This window comes from Herbiconiux sp. SALV-R1 (genome assembly GCF_013113715.1).
GTDB lineage: Bacteria > Actinomycetota > Actinomycetes > Actinomycetales > Microbacteriaceae > Herbiconiux.
Map to the genome: position 1 here is coordinate 4,167,291 of NZ_CP053344.1, position 15,747 is coordinate 4,183,037.

Below are 15,747 nucleotides of genomic sequence, written 5' to 3' on the forward strand. Positions count from 1 at the left end.
GGACGGTCGCTATAGTCTCGTTTAGCAAGACATAAGTCCTGTAAAACAAGACACACGAATGGCGGGGGCAATGGTGCCCACTTCTTCTGAACCGATCCTCTCGGTGAGCGGCCTGACCCGGCGCTTCGGCGGCGTCACGGCGGTGGACGACCTGAGCTTCGCCATCTCGCCCGGCGAGAAGCTCGCGGTCATCGGCCCGAACGGCGCCGGGAAGAGCACTCTGCTCAAGCTGATCGCCGGTCAGGACAAGCCCACGCGGGGCAGCATCGAGCTGCGCGGCCAGGGCCGCACCGACGGCAAGCCCGCGCACGTGCTGGCCCGCTCGGGCATCGCCCTCGCCCGTCAGGTGCCGAAGCCGCTCGGCTCCCTGACGGTCGAGGCGAACATCCGCGTGGGCCTCACCGCCGGCGCCTCGAGACGGAGCGGTTCGGCCGGCGAGCGGCTCGACGACATCCTCGAGCAGACCGGACTGCACACCAAGCGCTCGCGCCTGGCGAGCCAGCTGCCGCTGCTCGACCTGAAGCGACTCGAGGTGGCACGTGCCCTGTCGTCAGACCCGGTGCTCCTGCTGCTCGACGAGGTGAGCGCGGGCCTCACCGAGGGCGAGCTCGACGACGCGATCGCGCTCATCGCGCGCATCCACGAGCGCGGTACGTCGCTCATGATCGTGGAGCACGTGCAGAAGGTCGTGCACTCGCTCGCCGACCGGGTGCTCGTGCTCAACTGGGGGTCGCTGATCGCCGAGGGCACTCCCGCGGAGGTGACCGCCGACGAGGAGGTGGGCCGCATCTACCTCGGCTCGGGCCGCCAGGCCCCGACCGAGGGGCTGTCGGTGCGTGAACGCGGTGAGCACGCCCCGCGCGAAGGCGCCCGGCTCGAGCTGGCCGGTGTGAGCGCCCACCGGGCGGGCATCACCGCGCTCGACGGCGCGTCGATCGTCATCGAACCGGGGGAGATCGTCACGGTGCTCGGTGCCAACGGCGCCGGCAAGACGTCGCTCACCCAGGCCATCAGCGGCCTGCTCCCCGCCTCGGCCGGGTCGATCCGGTGGAACGGGGAGGACATCACCGCGGTGCCCGCCCACCGCCGGGCTCGGCTCGGCATCGCCCACTGCCAGGAGGGTCGCAAGCTCTTCCCCGGCCTCACGGTCGCCGAGAATCTCGAGCTGGGAGCCTTCGGGACCGACCGTGCGGAACGCCGGCGTCGGCTGGAGACGGTGTACGAGATCTTCCCGGTGGTGAGAGACCGTCGGCGCCAGATCGCGACCACCATGTCGGGCGGGCAGCAGCAGATGGTGGCCATCGGGCGGGCGTTGATGTCGGCGCCCCGGCTGCTGCTGTGCGACGAGGTGACCCTGGGGCTCTCACCCCGCGTCGCCGACGAGATCTACGAGGCCCTCGGCCGCATCGCGGCGACGGCGACGAGCATGCTGCTCGTCGAGCAGGACACCGAGCGCAGTCTCTCCGTCTCCGCCCACGCCTATGTGCTCTCCCGCGGCGCCGTCGTCTACGACGGCGCCCCCAGCGGACTGTCGAAGTCCGTTCTCCACCAGGCCTATCTGGGCCTGTAGCACCCACAGCTGCCGTGCACCACGGCGACCCGAGAGGAATGAACGAATGAAACGAACGATGTCGGCAGTGTCGGCGGTATCGGTCCTCGCCCTGCTGCTCGCGGGATGCAGCGGCGCCGGCGGCGACGGTGGAGGCTCCGGTGACGGTGACACCATCACGATCGGTGCGAGCATCCCGCTGACGGGGTCGCTCGCCGGGTTCGGCCCCCTCATCCAGGACGGCTACCAGGATGCGGTCGACCAGGTGAACGCGGCAGGCGGCATCGAGATCGACGGCACCGCGCACCAGGTCGAGCTCGTCGTGCAGGACAACAAGTCCGATTCGACGACCGCGGGCGATCAGGCCAGGAGCCTCATCCTCGAGAACGGCGCCGTCGCGCTCCTCGGCTCGGTGAGCCCGCCCCTGAACATCCCCATGTCGAACGTCGCGGAGGTGGAGCAGGTGCCCTTCGTCACCTCGCTCACCCCCACGCGTGCCTGGCGCGCGGGCAACGAGAGCGGCTGGACCTACGCCTGGGACATGTTCTTCGACGAGGAGACCATGACCGACCTGCAGTTCACCACCTCCGACCTGGTCGCCACCAACAAGAAGGTCGCGTTGTTCACCGACAACGAGGAGGACGGCATCACCATGGGTGCGCTGTGGGAGGCCAAGGCCCCGACGTTCGGGTATGAGATCGTGTCGCACTCCGAGTTCCCGGTGGGCACCTCCGACTTCTCCTCCTTCATCAACGACGCCAAGGCCGCGGGGGCCGAGGTGGTCATCGCGCAGATGACCCCGCCCGACGCGTTCGCCCTGTGGAAGCAGATGAAGGCGCTCCAGTTCGATCCGCAGGTCGCCTTCTGCGAGAAGTGCGCCGCGACCGCGGCCTTCCAGAAGGAACTCGGCGAGACGGCGGAAGGCACGACCTCGACGAACTTCTACGAGACCTCCGAGCATCCTGACGCCGTTCGGCTGACCGAGAAGTTCGGCGCCCAGCTCGGGCAGAACGTCGACCTCTCGACCCTCATCATCTCCCAGAGCGCCGCGCAGGTGCTGCTCGACGCCATCGCCGCGGCGGGGTCGACCGACGGCAGCGCCATCAACGAGGCGATCGGTGCCACCGACAAGGAGTACGCGGTGGGCGACATCTCGTTCAGCGACGAGAACGTCGCCGACATCACCCCCGTGTCGTCGCAGTGGCAGGGTGACCAGATGGTGCAGGTGAACCCCCAGGGGGCGAACTCCGGCACCCTCGAAGCGCCCGTCGCCGGCCTGAAGTAACGACCGGATGCGAAGGGGGCGACGATCATGATCGACGGCGGAGTGATCATCAGCGGACTGCTCATCGGCGGCCTGTACGCCATCGTGGCGCTCGGACTGTCGCTGGTGTTCGGCGTGATGCGCCTGGTGAACCTCGCCCACGGCGAGCTCATCGTGATGGGGGCGTACGGCGCCTCACTGCTGGTCACCGTCCTGGGCTGGGATCCGCTCGTGTCGATGCTGGTCGTCGCCCCCGTCGTGGCCGCGATCGCCTACCCGGTGCAGCGCTACCTGCTCACCGGGCTGCTGCGCCGAGGGCTCGAGCCGCCGTTGGTGGCGACCTTCGGCATCTCGCTGCTGGTCAGCTCGGCCCTCGTCATCGCCTTCAGCGGCAACGCGAGGTCGATGCCGGCCGCGTACGCCCTCGACGGCGTGCAGCTCTTCGGACAGACGGTGCGGGTCTCCGACGTCATCGCCTTCGTGATCGGGGTGGTGCTCGTCGTCGCCACGCATCTCGCGATGACCAGGACGCGGTTCGGCACGGTGCTGCGAGCCGCCGCCGTCGACCCGGCCACCGCCGGCACGATGGCGATCGACGTCAAGCACGTGTACGCCATCACCTTCGCGGCGGCGGCCGGCTTCGCCGCCGTCGCCGGCGTGCTCATCGGCATCGGTTACTCCTTCACCCCGAGCACCGGCACCTCCTACATCCTGATCGGCTTCACGGTGGTCGTGCTGGGAGGCACGGGCAGCGTGCTCGGCACCCTCTGGGGCGGCCTGGCCCTGGGTGTCATCCAGAGCGTCGGGAGCGCGGTGGTGGGCGGGCAGTACCGCGACTTCGTGATCTACGCCGCCTTCATCGTCATCCTGCTGCTGAAGCCGTTCACGCAGCGGATCGGCGACACCGTGAAGGGTGCCCGGGCAGAGCACCTCCGAGAGAAAGCAGTGCAGGGATGACCGCCGCCACCGTGTTCGACGCGATCGCCCGGCCCGCGGGTCGGCGCGCCATGATGTACCGCTCCATCGGCACCCTCGTCGTGCTGGCGACCGTGCTACTCGCGCTCTCGGGGGTGCTCGGCAAGCTGCAGCTCGATCTGCTGACGACCCTGCTGCTCTACATCGCGGCGGCCAGCGCCTGGAACATCATCGGCGGCTTCGCCGGCCAGTTCTCGTTGGCCAACTCGGCGTTCATCGGCACCGGCGCCTACGCCACCGTGCTCATCCTGCGCGACCTGGGGTGGGGCGTCGTGCCGGCCCTGCTCGCCTCGGCCGTCTGCGGGGCCGTGCTGGCGCTCGTCATGGGGGCGATCCTGTTCCGGCTGAGAGACGCCTACTTCACCATCGGCTCCATGGCCGTGGCGCTGGCGGCCCTGATCTGGATGTCGAACTGGGACGTCACCGGCGCGGCCACCGGCATCGCCGTGCCGATGTCGGAGGTGCCAGGACGGAGCACCCTCTATCTGCTCGCCGTCGTCGTCGCGGTGGTCGCCGTCGGGGTCTGCATCGCCGTCTACCACAGCGCGTTCGGGCTGCGGCTCATGGCGGTGCGGGACGACCAGGACGTCGCCGACAGCCTGGGGTTGTCGCCGGTGCGGCTGAAGCTCGCCGCCATCGGCCTCTCCGGCGCCATCACCGCAGCGGCCGGGGGCTGCATCGCGGTGCAGCAGATCACCATCGAACCGTTCTCGTCGTTCAGCATCAACTGGTCGATGACGTTCATCGTGATGGCCATCGTCGGGGGCCTCGGCCGGGTCTGGGGCCCGACCATCGGCGCCGTCATCATCTACTACGTCATCACGGTGCAGCTGAGGAACGTGCCGACCCTCAGCATCCTGATCGAGGGGGCGCTGCTGATCGTGCTCATCAAGGTGCTTCCCGGCGGCATCCTCGGCGGGGTCGGCCGGCTCGTCGCGGCCGTGGGCCGCCGCCTCGACGCACGTCGCCCGGCTTCGTCGGCTGACCCCGCGGCCGCCTCCGCCGCCCGCACCGAGAGCACCGAGAGCGCCGAGAGCAAGGAGCCGGTATGACCATCGAGATCCGGGCCGCCGTCGTCAGAGAACCCCGCGGCCCCTTCGTCACCGAGACGCTGCGCCTGCGCGCACCGGAGGCCGACGAGGTCGTGGTGCGTCTGGTCGCGAGCGGCGTGTGCCACACCGACGCCATCGTGCGCAACGGCCACTACCCGGTGCCCTTCCCGGTGGTGCTCGGCCACGAGGGCGCCGGCATCGTCGAAGCCGTCGGCCCCGACGTGCAGGGCCTCGCACCCGGCGACCACGTCATCCTGAGCTTCGTCTCGTGCGGCGTCTGCTCCACCTGCGCAGCGGGCCGGCCCGCGCTCTGCCAGTCGGCGTTCGAGCTCAACTTCCTCGGCTCCTGGCAGCAGGGCGCGCCGGCCGCGCACGACGTGAACGGCGACGAGATGGGAGCGGGGTTCTTCGGCCAGTCGAGCTTCGCCGACCATCTGCTCGCGCCGGCGTCGTGCGTGGTCAAGGTCGACGACGACCTCGACCTCACCCTGGCCGCGCCGCTCGGGTGCGGCATCCAGACCGGCGCCGGCGCCGTGCTGAACAGCCTCCGGCCCCCGGCGGGCTCCACCATCGCCGTGTTCGGTGCGGGGGCCGTGGGTCTGTCGGCGATCATGGCCGCGGTGATCGCCGGATGCTCGACGATCGTCGCCGTCGACCTGCAGGAGTCCCGCCTGCAGCTCGCGCTCGAACTCGGTGCGACGCACGTGGTCGACCCGACGGCGGCGCCCGTCGTCGAGACCGTGCGCGCACTGACGGGCGGCGGTGTCGAGTTCGCCCTCGACACGACCGGTAACCCCGCCGTCGTGCGGCAGGCGATCGAGTCTCTGCGCATCGCCGGCACCTTCGGGCTGATCGGCGCCTCGAAGACCGGCACCGAGGTGTCGCTCGACCTCACCCACATGCTGTTCGGGCGCACCTTCCGCGGCATCATCGAGGGCGACAGCGTGCCGCGGGAGTTCATCCCCGAGCTCATCCGGCACCATCGCTCGGGTCGGTTCCCCTTCGACCGGCTGGTGCAGCACTTCGCGCTCGACGAGCTCGAGGAGGCGGTGTCGGCGTCGGAGCGGGGCACGGTCGTCAAGCCGGTGATCAGGTTCTGAGGTGCCCGGGTCGGCTCCGGCGGTGCCGCACCGCCGCCGGTCAGGCGTCGTGCAGGGTCACCCGTTCGGAGAGGTGAGCCGCGGCACGCACGATGGCGTCGGTGATCGAGGGCACCGCCTCCTGGTCGATGCGCGACTGGATGAGCACCACGCTGAGGCCCGCCACCACCGTGCCCCCGCTCGAGAAGATGGGGGCGGCGATACCCATCGCCTCCTGGTCGACCTCGCCGCGCGTGACGGCGAATCCGTCGCTCCTGATGGCGGCGAGTCGCTCGACGATGGCGTCGGGGTCGACCAGGGTGGCGTCGGTGAACCGGGTGAGCGGCTGGGCGGCGAGCAGTTCGCGCACGCGCGCCTCGGGCAGCCAGGCCAGCAGCACCAGGGCGCTGGCGCCGGCGTTGATGTCGAGCAACGATCCCCGCTCGTACGACAGCCGCACGTACTGCCGCTGCGACTCCTCCCGCTCGAGGCACACGATCGAGTTGCCCGAGAGCCGGGTGAGCAGCACCGTCTGGTGCAGCTCCTCGGCGAGCTGCCGCATGGTGGGCAGGGCGAGTTCGGCCACTCCCTGGCTCCGGCGGGCGATGCGCGACAGCTGCAGGATCTTCACTCCGAGGCGGAACCCGCGGCCCGGGTCCTCCTCCAGGAACGACGCCGTCACGAGCGTCTGCAGATAGCGGTAGGCGGTCGACCGGGCGACACCGAGGGTCTCGGCGACGTCGACCGCGGTGATGATCAGGCGATCGTCGTCGAACATCTCGAGGATCGTCAGGGCACGGTCGGCGGTGCTGTTCCGCTCGCGGTAACCGCTCTCGTTCATTCCGCTCCCTCGCTTCGCGCCCACGAACCTCAGCGTAACCAGTCTGCCGGATACCGACTGCAGTCCTGTTTATCAGGTATAGTTTCCTGCATGCTAGGCAAAGACGTCGAGAACCACGCCGAGGGTCGCTCGTGATCCGCGAGGTCGAGACCTGCGACGTGCTCGTCGTCGGTGCCGGCCCGGTGGGCATGACGGCGGCGCTGCTGCTGGCAGCGCGGGGTGTCGGCGTCGTGCTCGCGGAGCGCAATCTGCACACGAGCAACGACCCCAAGGCCATCAGCCTCGACGACGAGTCACTGCGCTCCTACCAAGACGCGGGCATCGAGTCGCAGGTGATGTCGGTGATCGTGCCGGGCACCGGCACGAGATACTACGGTGCCGACGACCGGCCGTTGTTCCACGCCCGGTCGGCGGCGCCGTTCCGCAACGGGTTCCCCTTCAAGAACCCGTTCGCCCAGCCCGATCTCGAGCGCGTGCTGATGGGGGCCCTGCGGTACGACTCGAACGTGCGCGTGCTGCTCGGCGCTGCGCTCACGAGCATCCACCTCGACTCCGACGGCGTCGAGGCCACCACGGGAGGCGACTCCCCGCGCACCATCCGGGCGCGCTACCTGCTCGGCGCCGACGGCGGCCGCTCGACGGTGCGTTCGCTGCTCGGCTCGACGATGAGCGGTCGCAGTCACGACGACGTGTGGCTCGTCGTCGACACCACGGGAGACACCCGCACCGAGCGCTACGGCATGCACCACGCGTTGCCCGAGCGGCCGCATGTGATCGTGCCCGGGCTCGACGGGCGATGCCGGTACGAGTTCCGGCTCTTCCCGGGAGAGGGCGAGGCCGGCAAAGAACCCGAGTTCGAGCTCATCGAACGACTCGTCTCGCGCTACCGCACGATCACCCCCGACCAGGTCGAGCGCGCGGTGTCGTACCGCTTCCACGGCCTGAACGCCGACCACTACCGAGAGGGCCCGGTGTTCCTGCTGGGCGACGCGGCGCACATGATGCCGCCGTTCGCCGGGCAGGGGCTCAACTCGGGCCTCCGCGACGCCGCCAATCTGTGCTGGAAGATCGCCGAATGCCTCGCCGGCCGCCTCGCCGACTCCGCCCTCGACTCCTACGAGACCGAGCGCCGCCCTCACGCGGAGGCGGTCATCCGGAGTTCCGAGAGGCTCGGCCGGGTGGTGATGACGACCGACCGTCGCCTCGCCGAGTTCCGCGACACCGTCGTGCGGAACTCGCTGCACACCGAGGAGGGCCGCCGCTTCTTCGAGGAGATGCGCTACCGCCCCGTCGTGCGCTACACCGACGGTCTCGTCGATGGCGACCATCCGCTCGTGGGTACCCAGATCGGGCAGCCCCGGGTGTTCGACTTCTCGGTGCGGCGCACGGTGCCCTTCGACAGCATGGTGGGCTCGGGGTGGGCGCTCGTGGGGGTCGACGTCGACGCGGCGGCGTGGGACGCCGTGGCCCCGATAGCCCGCCGTCTGCACGCGCCGCTGATCAGCGTGCCCCTCGACGACACCATCGTCGTCGACGAGCGCGTGCACGTGGCGGTCGACCTCGACACACTGCTCTACCGCGAGTTCGCCCCCGCCCGCGGCTCGTTCGTCGTGCTGCGGCCCGACCACTTCGTCGCCGCGGTCTGGTCTCCCGACGCGCTCGACGACGCCGAGCACGCCCTCGAGCGGTGGGGTGTTCCCGCCGCCCTCACCCTCTCCGACCCCCTACCCGCCGCCTAGCGGAAAACGAGGCGCAGGCCGTGATCGATCGGCCCGCCGGAACAGAAAGGAATGTCCCGTGAGTGACGCGAACCGCATCACCCTGTCCCAGAGCGACACTGCCGGAACCCTGCGCAAGACAGCCGTCTCGCACATCGGCTTCCGGGTGCCCGACGTCGCCGCCGCCGAACGCTTCTACTCCCGCGTGCTGGGCATGAAGCGGCACGAGGAGCTGGCCGACGGCGCCGTGCGCCTCGGCTGGGGCTCCGGCCACCACGTCATCGACCTGTTCCCCGGCGAACAGGGACTCGTGCACTACGGCTTCGAGGTGCGCGACGAGGGCGGGATCGCCGGTATCAGGGAGCGTCTGACCGCCGCCGGCCACGAGGTCGCCGACCTCGACCCCTCGTACATCGACGCCGCGGCCGGTGAGCCCGTCGGCATCTCGTTCACCGACCCCGACGGCACCGAGGTGCACTTCCACTCCGAGGTCGAGCGGCAGGGCGAGAACGCGGCCGACCCCGGCCGCCGCCCGGTGAAGTTCCAGCACACCACGCTCACCACCACCGACGTGCCAGGGCTGGTCTCGTTCTATGTCGACACGGTCGGCTTCCGCATCTCCGACCAGCTCGCCGACGGCCGGTTCTGCTGGCTCCGCAGCGACAAGGACCACCACACGCTCGCCATCGTCGACACCGGTCGCGCGGGCGACATCGACCACTACTCCTACGACCTCGCGGAATGGGAGGACTTCAAGTCCTGGTGCGATCGCCTCTCCGAGCTCGACGTCGACGTGCAGTGGGGGCCGGGGCGCCACGGCCCCGGCAACAACCTGTTCGTCTTCTTCGACGACCCGGCGGGCAACCACATCGAGCTCTCCGCCGAGATGGAGAAGTTCTGGGACGACCGGGTGGCCTACGAGCCGCGACGTTGGGAGCCGATCCCGCACAGCGTGAACCTCTGGGGCGGCCAGACGCCGACCTGGCGCAAGACGAGCGAGGTGCGCATCTGATGGCCTACCTCAGCTACCTCGCCGACGGTGAACCGCACGTGGGCGTCGTCGACGGCGACGACATCATCCCGCTGGAGGGCGTGCGGGCCATCGGGCCGGGCACGGGAACCGACGAGCTGGCCGCGGCGACACGCCTGGAGCACCAGCGCGTCGCCCGGGCGGCCGTCGAGCTCCTGCCGTCGAGCCCCCGCCCCGGCAAGGTCTTCTGCGTGGGGCTCAACTACTCCTCGCACATCGAGGAGACCAAGCGCGATCTGCCCACCTACCCGGTGCTGTTCCCGAAGTTCGCGTCGAACCTCGTCGGCGCCGACGCGCCCATCGTCGCGCCGCCGGAGTCGACCCAGATCGACTACGAGGGCGAGCTCGCCGTCATCATCGGGCGGCCGGGGCGGCGCATCCGCCCTGAAGACGCCCTCGACCACGTGCTCGGCTACAGCGTGGCCAACGACGTGACCATGCGCGACTACCAGTACAAGACCCACCAGTGGACCCAAGGGAAGGCCTGGGACGCCTCGACGCCCCTCGGTCCGACCGTGATGACCCCCGACGAGGTCGACGTCTCGGCGGCGGGCATCCGCACGACCGTCAACGATCAGGTGGTGCAGGACTCCGACCTGTCGAAGCTCATCTTCGACATCCCGACCCTCATCGCGACCATCTCGGAGTTCACGGTGCTCGAACCGGGCGACGTCATCCTCACCGGCACCCCCGGGGGTGTCGGCTTCCGCCGCGACCCCCAGCTGTTCCTGCACCCGGGCGACCGGGTGAGCGTCGAGATCGACGGCGTGGGCCGCATCGACAGCCTCGTGGTTGCCGAGAGCTGACCGATGACCGCGTTGGGCGGCCGTTCGGCCTTCGTGACGGGGGGCGACAGCGGTATCGGATTGGGTATCGCCCGCGCCCTCGTGGCGGAGGGCGCACGGGTCGCGCTCTGCGGGCTGACCGACGACTCCGTGCGAGCGGCGGTCGCCGAGCTCTCGCGGAGCGGGGTGGCCCGGGGATTCGTGCTCGACGTGCGCGACCGCGAGGCATTCGAGTCCGTCGCTCGCGAGCTTGACGAGTCGCAGGGTGGCATCGACATCCTCGTCAACAACGCCGGCGTCGGCTTCTTGACCCCCACGATCGAGGCCGAATTCGAGCACTGGGACTGGGTGCTCGGCATCAACCTCACCGGCGTCTTCAACGGCGTGAAGACCTTCGTCCCTCGGATGCTCGCCTCCGGCCGTGAGGGCCATGTCGTGTCCACGGCCTCAGTAGGCGGCCTGCTGGGCACTCCAGGAGGCTTGTACGTGGCAGCGAAATTCGGGGTGGTGGGCCTGATGGAGGCCCTCCGCAACGAGCTCCACGGAACGAGGATCGGGGTGTCGGTGCTCGCGCCGGGAATCGTGCGCACGAACATCGCCGACGGCCCGAGGCCGCCCGGTGAGGTCGCGAGCGAGTCGCCGGGCGGAGCCTCGCTCGACGACCTCTACGTCGCTCCGATGGAACCTGACGACGTGGGTCGCGCGGTGGTCGCAGGGATCCTGAATGACGACCTCTACATCCTCACCCACGGCGAGCACCGTCCGTTCCTCGCGGAGCGGTTCGAGGCCATCCTCGCGTCGCTGCCGCCTGAACCCGCCGAAGACCGGCGCAGCGCGGTCGAGAGGATCGTGCTCGCCAGCCCGATCTACGCGGAGGCCAAGGCGCGCCGGGAGGGCCGATGACCCGGCCGGCAGGCACCGGAGAGCTCGCGGGAACGGTCAGTCTGATCACGGGCGCCGGAGCGGGCATCGGGCGGGCGGCAGCACTGCTGTTCGCCGAAGAGGGCGCGTCGGTGGTCATCGCCGATCGCGACGCCGACGCGGCGGAGGCGGTCGCGAACGAGATCGCGGCCGCAGGTGGAACGGCGATCGGCCTCCGGGTCGACGTGACCGACGAGGCCAGCGTGCGTGAGGTAGTGGGCGCCACCGTCGCACGATTCGGGCGGCTCGACTCCGCGTTCAACAATGCCGGCATCGCTCCCCCGGGGAGCGGGGTCGAGCAGATCGACACCGCCGACTGGGATCTCGTGCAGGGCGTCAATCTGCGCGGGGTGTGGCTGTGCCTGAAGTACGAGCTCGAGCAGATGATTCCTCGCGGCCGCGGGTCGATCGTGAACAACGCCTCCGTGGCGGGCGTCGTGGGTGCCCCGGGCTCGGCCGGGTACTCGGCGGCCAAGCACGGGGTGATCGGTCTGAGTCGCACGGCGGCGGCCGAACACGGCCGCCACGGGGTGCGCGTCAACGCCATCGCACCCGGACTCACGGGCACCGAGATGGTGCGCCGGCTGATGGCCGACGGTGTCATCGATGCGGCGACGGCGGCGTCGAGGATGCCACTCGGCCGGATCGCCGAGCCCCGCGAGATCGCGGAAGCCGCTCTGTGGCTTGCCTCATCGCGGTCGAGTTTCGTCACGGGGAGCGTGCTCGCCGTCGACGGGGGCGAGACTGCACTCTGAAACAGCCGGCTGCGGCCGGCAGGAACCGAACTTCACGTCAGTGTCGACACGAACGGAGCAACGCAATGACAGCAACCGGCGGGGAACTCGTCATCAGAACGCTGGAACGCGCCAGCGTCGACGTGGCGTTCGGCATCAACGGCGCGCACGTCGACAGCATCTACCAGGCCGCGCTCGACCGGTCGTTCCGCATCGTCGACACCCGCAACGAGATGAACGCCGGGCACGCGGCCGAGGGGTACGCCCGGGCCGGACATCGCCTGGGCGTCGCGCTGCTCACCGCGGGGGGCGGCTTCACGAACGCGGTCACCTCGATCGCCAACGCCCACCTCGACCGCACCCCGGTGCTCTACATCGCCGCTTCAGGGCCGCTCGGCGTCGATGAGACGAATACGCTGCAGGCCGGGATCGACCAGGTCGCCATCGCTACGCCGATCACGAAGTGGGCGCACCGCGTGACCCGGGTCGAGCTCCTCCCGCGCCTCATCGCACAGGCCATCCGCATCGCCACACACGGCCCGCGCGGGCCGGTGCTGCTCGACATCCCCTGGGACGTGCTGACCGCCACGGTCGACGACGCTCTCGCCGACGGGGTGGAGGAGCTGGGCGCCCACGCTCTGACCGCCGCCCTGGGCGCGGATGCGGTCGAGCGCATCCTCGACGGACTCGCCGGAGCAGAGCGGCCGGTCTTCATCGCCGGTTCCGAACTCACCAGGGGTGACGGTGGTGCGGCTCTCCGCCGGCTCGCCGAGATCACCGGAACGCCGCTCTTCTCCGACACCGAGGCGCTCGGCGCCATCCGGGAGAGCCCGCTGTCGTTCGGTCTGTTGCAGGGACTGTTCGGCCTCGACGAAGCGGAACGACCCGACCGGGTGGTGCTCTTCGGGCTGCGGTTCGGGCTCGCAACAGCGCACGGCTCGGGCATTCTCATTCCCCGCGACGCCGCCGTGGTGCAGATCGACAGCGACGCCCGCGAGCTCGGCCGACTGCAGCCGATCGAACTCGGTGCCGTGGGCGACCCTGCTGCCGCCGCCGAGGAACTCGCTCGAGCCGCCCTCACCTGGGCGGCGGGTTGGCCGGATCGCTCGCGGTGGCAGGAGCGCCTGCGCGAGCTCGTCGACGGTCGCTTCGAGAGCGTGACGGCCCAGGCGGTGCGTGACGACCGCATCCACCCCATGGATGCGGTGACGGCCATCGCGGAGACCGTGCCCGCCGGATCGGTGGTCGTCGCCGACGGTGCACTGACCTATCTCTGGCTGTCGGAGACCATCTCGCGCGCACCCGTCGCCGACTACCTCTGCCACGGCTACCTGGGATCGATGGGGGTCGGGGTGGGAACGGCCCTCGGGGCCCAGGCTGCCGATGTCACCCGCCCGGTGGTGCTGGTGACCGGTGACGGGGCGGTCGGCTACAGTCTCGGCGAATTCGATTCGATGGTGCGGGCCGGGCTACCGGTCGTGGTGGTGGTGCTGAACAATCGCGCCTGGGGCGCCACGCTTCACGCGCAGGAACTCATACTGGGACCGGATCGTGTGGTGAACAATCGCCTCGAGAACGGTTCCTACAGCGGGGTGGCACGTGCTCTTGGAGCCGACAGCATCGATGTCAGCGACATCGCCGACCTCGCGCCCACTCTGCGGGAAGCGCTCGCTTCCGGCAGGCCCACCTGCATCGAGGTGCACGTCAGCCTCGCTCCGGTGCCGCCGGAGGAGAACGTCATCATGGGCGGCAAGCCGTTCTGACACGGAAGGAGACAGCATGCTCTTCGATTTCGGACAGCCGACGGACGGTGTCATTCAGCTGGCGTTCGTCGTTCCCGACCTCGAGCAGGCCATGGCGGAGTACTCCGCACGTCTGTCGATCGGGCCGTGGACAGTGTTCCGCGACTTCGCAGGTCACGACCCGCGGTATCACGGCGAACCGACCGAGGCCGTCGCGCACGTCGCGCTCGGCTTCGGGGGTCACCTGCAGTACGAGCTCATCCAGCCGGCCGATGACCTGCCCTCCGTGCACCGCGACGTCATCGCGGACCGCGGCTACGGCTTCCACCACTTCGGCGTCGCGACCACGACCTTCGACGCTTCGGTGGCGGAGTACGTCGCGCGCGGCTACCCCGTGGTGTTCAGCGCCTCGGTCGACCCTCAGTCGCGCGTCGCCTATTTCGACACTCGCGACGTGCTGCCCGGCATGACCGAGCTGATCGAGGCGAGCGAGTCGACCGAGCGGGCCTTCACCCGGATGTTCGCGGCATCCGCCAGCCGTCAGCTCTCCGTCTGAACACCGAGGTAGCTGCCGCGCAGCTCGTCGAGGGAGGCGGAGATCTGTGCGGCGGTTCCCTCGCGCACGATGCGCCCGCGTGACATGACGTAGGCCCGATCGGCGATCCCGAGGGCGAGGCGCACGTGTTGCTCCACCATCAGCACCGAGCATCCGGTGTCGGCGACGATGCGGCGGAAGACGGGGAGGATCGACTCCACGACGATCGGCGCGAGCCCGAGGCTCATCTCGTCGACGATCAGAAGGGCCGGACGAAGTGCGAGGGCGCGGGCCAAGGCGAGCATCTGCTGCTCGCCGCCCGAGAGCACCGTGGCCTTGCGGTCGAGGATGTCACCGAGCTTCGGGAAGTACTCGAGCACGCGGGCGATGTCCTCAGGGTCGCGCGACGCGACCCTGAGGTTCTCCCCGACGGTGAGGGCACCGAACAGCGACCTGTCCTCCGGCACGTGCACGATGCCCATGCGGGTGAGCGCGTCGGGGCTCTTCTTCAGCAGGTCCTGCTGCTGGAACTGCACCGAGCCCCTCATCAGCGGGATCAGTCCCGAGATGGCGAGCAGGGTCGTCGTCTTGCCGGCGCCATTGGGGCCGAGCAGACACACGATCTCTCCTCGTCGCACGGTGAGATCGACACCATGGGTGACGGGTGTGCCGCCGTACCCGACGCTCACCGAGTCGAGACGGAGGAGCTCGGCGTCTGAGTCGAGCACCGCCGGGCCGGCGGCGGGGGGAGTGGCGGGGGTGGCGTTCATGCTTCGGCCTTCTCGTCGTCGGAGGTGCTTCCCAGGTATGCCTTGATCACCGCGGGGTCGGCGGCGATCTCGGCCGGCGTGCCCTGCGCGATCTGCCGGCCGAAATCGAGCACGTAGATGCGGTCGCAGACCTCGAGCACGAGGTTCATGTCGTGGTCGACCAGGAGCACCGAGATGCCATCGGCGGCGAGGCCGCGCAGTTGCCGTCCGAGCTCGGCGCCCTCGGCGTCGTCGAGGCCCGCTCCGGGCTCGTCCATGAGCACCAGAGCCGGAGCCGCGATGACGGCACGGGCGACCCCGACGAGCACCCGTTGACCGTGGGAGAGCTCGCCCGGGAGGCGGTCACCGAGCTCGGCGATGCCGAGCCGCTCGAGCACCGGTTCGACCTCGGCCCGGTGGCCTCGACCGCGCAGGCGCTCCGAGAGCGGCGTGTGCGCCGCGGCCACCCTGACGTTCTCGATCACCGTGAGGTCTTCGAACAGGCTCACCGACTGCCAGGTGCGGCTGAGACCCAACCTGCTGCGGCGGTGGGCTCGCTGGCCACTGAGCTCGTGACCGTTCAGGGTGACCGAACCCGTCATGGGCGCGAAGCCCGAGACGGCATCGATGAACGAGGTCTTCCCGGCGCCGTTCGGGCCGATCAGGCCGACGATCTCACCTCTGTCGACATGCAGGTCGACGTCACTCACGGCCTTCACGCCGCCGTACGCGACGGACAGCTTCGAGCTGACCAGAACGCTGCTCTCCGGCAT

General features: G+C 69.8%; 14 protein-coding genes and 1 pseudogene. 12 read left to right on the forward strand and 3 right to left on the reverse strand.

The window, feature by feature from the left end:
* The first annotated feature begins 103 nt into the window (after positions 1-103).
* From HL652_RS22120 to HL652_RS19825, 5 genes are read left to right on the forward strand one after another with little or no spacing between them, the layout of a single operon-like run.
* The gene (locus HL652_RS22120; RefSeq protein ID WP_171706894.1) at positions 104-1,570 is read left to right on the forward strand and encodes an ATP-binding cassette domain-containing protein; all 1,467 of its coding nucleotides are present in this window, start codon (positions 104-106) and stop codon (positions 1,568-1,570) included.
* Positions 1,571-1,616: 46 nt separating this feature from the next.
* A complete protein-coding gene (locus tag HL652_RS19810; protein WP_171706895.1) occupies positions 1,617-2,834 on the forward strand; it encodes an ABC transporter substrate-binding protein in 1,218 nt (405 codons plus the stop codon).
* Positions 2,835-2,861: 27 nt separating this feature from the next.
* The gene (locus HL652_RS19815; protein WP_171706896.1) at positions 2,862-3,770 is read left to right on the forward strand and encodes a branched-chain amino acid ABC transporter permease; all 909 of its coding nucleotides are present in this window, start codon (positions 2,862-2,864) and stop codon (positions 3,768-3,770) included.
* Positions 3,767-4,840, forward strand: coding sequence for a branched-chain amino acid ABC transporter permease (locus HL652_RS19820; RefSeq protein WP_171706897.1), 1,074 nt, complete (start codon positions 3,767-3,769; stop codon positions 4,838-4,840). Before HL652_RS19815 ends, HL652_RS19820 begins: the two co-directional genes overlap by 4 nt.
* Complete coding sequence (locus HL652_RS19825) at positions 4,837-5,940, forward strand: NAD(P)-dependent alcohol dehydrogenase (RefSeq protein ID WP_171706898.1); 1,104 nt, start codon at positions 4,837-4,839, stop codon at positions 5,938-5,940. Before HL652_RS19820 ends, HL652_RS19825 begins: the two co-directional genes overlap by 4 nt.
* A gap of 40 nt (positions 5,941-5,980) precedes the next feature.
* Here HL652_RS19825 and HL652_RS19830 read toward each other — a convergent pair whose 3' ends face one another.
* Entirely contained in the window at positions 5,981-6,760 is a 780-nt protein-coding gene (locus HL652_RS19830) for an IclR family transcriptional regulator (protein WP_171706899.1), read from the reverse strand.
* 188 nt (positions 6,761-6,948) lie between these two features.
* Between HL652_RS19830 and HL652_RS22105 the strand changes: the two are divergent.
* The 7 genes and pseudogenes from HL652_RS22105 to HL652_RS19865 form a co-directional block, all read left to right on the forward strand.
* Positions 6,949-7,881, forward strand: a pseudogene (locus tag HL652_RS22105) (FAD-dependent monooxygenase); the annotation flags it as partial.
* Between the two features lie 676 nt (positions 7,882-8,557).
* Positions 8,558-9,490 (forward strand): VOC family protein, encoded by a 933-nt coding sequence (locus HL652_RS19840; protein WP_216603949.1) that lies wholly within the window; start codon positions 8,558-8,560, stop codon positions 9,488-9,490.
* Complete coding sequence (locus HL652_RS19845; RefSeq protein ID WP_171706900.1) at positions 9,490-10,314, forward strand: fumarylacetoacetate hydrolase family protein; 825 nt, start codon at positions 9,490-9,492, stop codon at positions 10,312-10,314. The genes HL652_RS19840 and HL652_RS19845 overlap by 1 nt, the downstream gene beginning before the upstream one ends.
* A gap of 3 nt (positions 10,315-10,317) precedes the next feature.
* Positions 10,318-11,196, forward strand: a complete 879-nt coding sequence (locus HL652_RS19850; RefSeq protein WP_171706901.1) for an SDR family oxidoreductase — start codon at positions 10,318-10,320, stop codon at positions 11,194-11,196.
* A complete protein-coding gene (locus HL652_RS19855; protein ID WP_171706902.1) occupies positions 11,193-11,969 on the forward strand; it encodes an SDR family NAD(P)-dependent oxidoreductase in 777 nt (258 codons plus the stop codon). The genes HL652_RS19850 and HL652_RS19855 overlap by 4 nt, the downstream gene beginning before the upstream one ends.
* Before the next feature lie 65 nt (positions 11,970-12,034).
* Positions 12,035-13,711, forward strand: a complete 1,677-nt coding sequence (locus HL652_RS19860; protein WP_171706903.1) for a thiamine pyrophosphate-binding protein — start codon at positions 12,035-12,037, stop codon at positions 13,709-13,711.
* A gap of 16 nt (positions 13,712-13,727) precedes the next feature.
* The gene (locus HL652_RS19865) at positions 13,728-14,246 is read left to right on the forward strand and encodes a VOC family protein (RefSeq protein WP_171706904.1); all 519 of its coding nucleotides are present in this window, start codon (positions 13,728-13,730) and stop codon (positions 14,244-14,246) included.
* Here the strand turns inward: HL652_RS19865 and HL652_RS19870 are convergent.
* On the reverse strand, positions 14,231-14,995 hold the full coding sequence (locus HL652_RS19870) for an ABC transporter ATP-binding protein (protein WP_171706905.1): 765 nt from the start codon (positions 14,993-14,995) through the stop codon (positions 14,231-14,233). The genes HL652_RS19865 and HL652_RS19870 overlap by 16 nt on opposite strands.
* Positions 14,992-15,747 carry an ABC transporter ATP-binding protein gene (locus tag HL652_RS19875; protein WP_171706906.1) on the reverse strand — a complete coding sequence of 252 codons (756 nt, stop codon included), beginning with the start codon at positions 15,745-15,747 and terminating at the stop codon, positions 14,992-14,994. The genes HL652_RS19870 and HL652_RS19875 overlap by 4 nt, the downstream gene beginning before the upstream one ends.

What these genes read in the sequence shown, in the direction of transcription:
- HL652_RS19865 (WP_171706904.1), top strand. Translation starts at nt 13,728, where the DNA reads ATGCTCTTCGATTTCGGACAGCCGACGGACGGTGTCATTCAGCTGGCG.
- HL652_RS19825 (WP_171706898.1), top strand. Translation starts at nt 4,837, where the DNA reads ATGACCATCGAGATCCGGGCCGCCGTCGTCAGAGAACCCCGCGGCCCC.
- HL652_RS19815 (WP_171706896.1), top strand. Translation starts at nt 2,862, where the DNA reads ATGATCGACGGCGGAGTGATCATCAGCGGACTGCTCATCGGCGGCCTG.
- HL652_RS19845 (WP_171706900.1), top strand. Translation starts at nt 9,490, where the DNA reads ATGGCCTACCTCAGCTACCTCGCCGACGGTGAACCGCACGTGGGCGTC.
- HL652_RS19870 (WP_171706905.1), bottom strand. Translation starts at nt 14,995, where the DNA reads ATGAACGCCACCCCCGCCACTCCCCCCGCCGCCGGCCCGGCGGTGCTC.
- HL652_RS19875 (WP_171706906.1), bottom strand. Translation starts at nt 15,747, where the DNA reads ATGCCGGAGAGCAGCGTTCTGGTCAGCTCGAAGCTGTCCGTCGCGTAC.
- HL652_RS19820 (WP_171706897.1), top strand. Translation starts at nt 3,767, where the DNA reads ATGACCGCCGCCACCGTGTTCGACGCGATCGCCCGGCCCGCGGGTCGG.
- HL652_RS19830 (WP_171706899.1), bottom strand. Translation starts at nt 6,760, where the DNA reads ATGAACGAGAGCGGTTACCGCGAGCGGAACAGCACCGCCGACCGTGCC.
- HL652_RS19855 (WP_171706902.1), top strand. Translation starts at nt 11,193, where the DNA reads ATGACCCGGCCGGCAGGCACCGGAGAGCTCGCGGGAACGGTCAGTCTG.
- HL652_RS19810 (WP_171706895.1), top strand. Translation starts at nt 1,617, where the DNA reads ATGAAACGAACGATGTCGGCAGTGTCGGCGGTATCGGTCCTCGCCCTG.
- HL652_RS19850 (WP_171706901.1), top strand. Translation starts at nt 10,318, where the DNA reads ATGACCGCGTTGGGCGGCCGTTCGGCCTTCGTGACGGGGGGCGACAGC.
- HL652_RS19860 (WP_171706903.1), top strand. Translation starts at nt 12,035, where the DNA reads ATGACAGCAACCGGCGGGGAACTCGTCATCAGAACGCTGGAACGCGCC.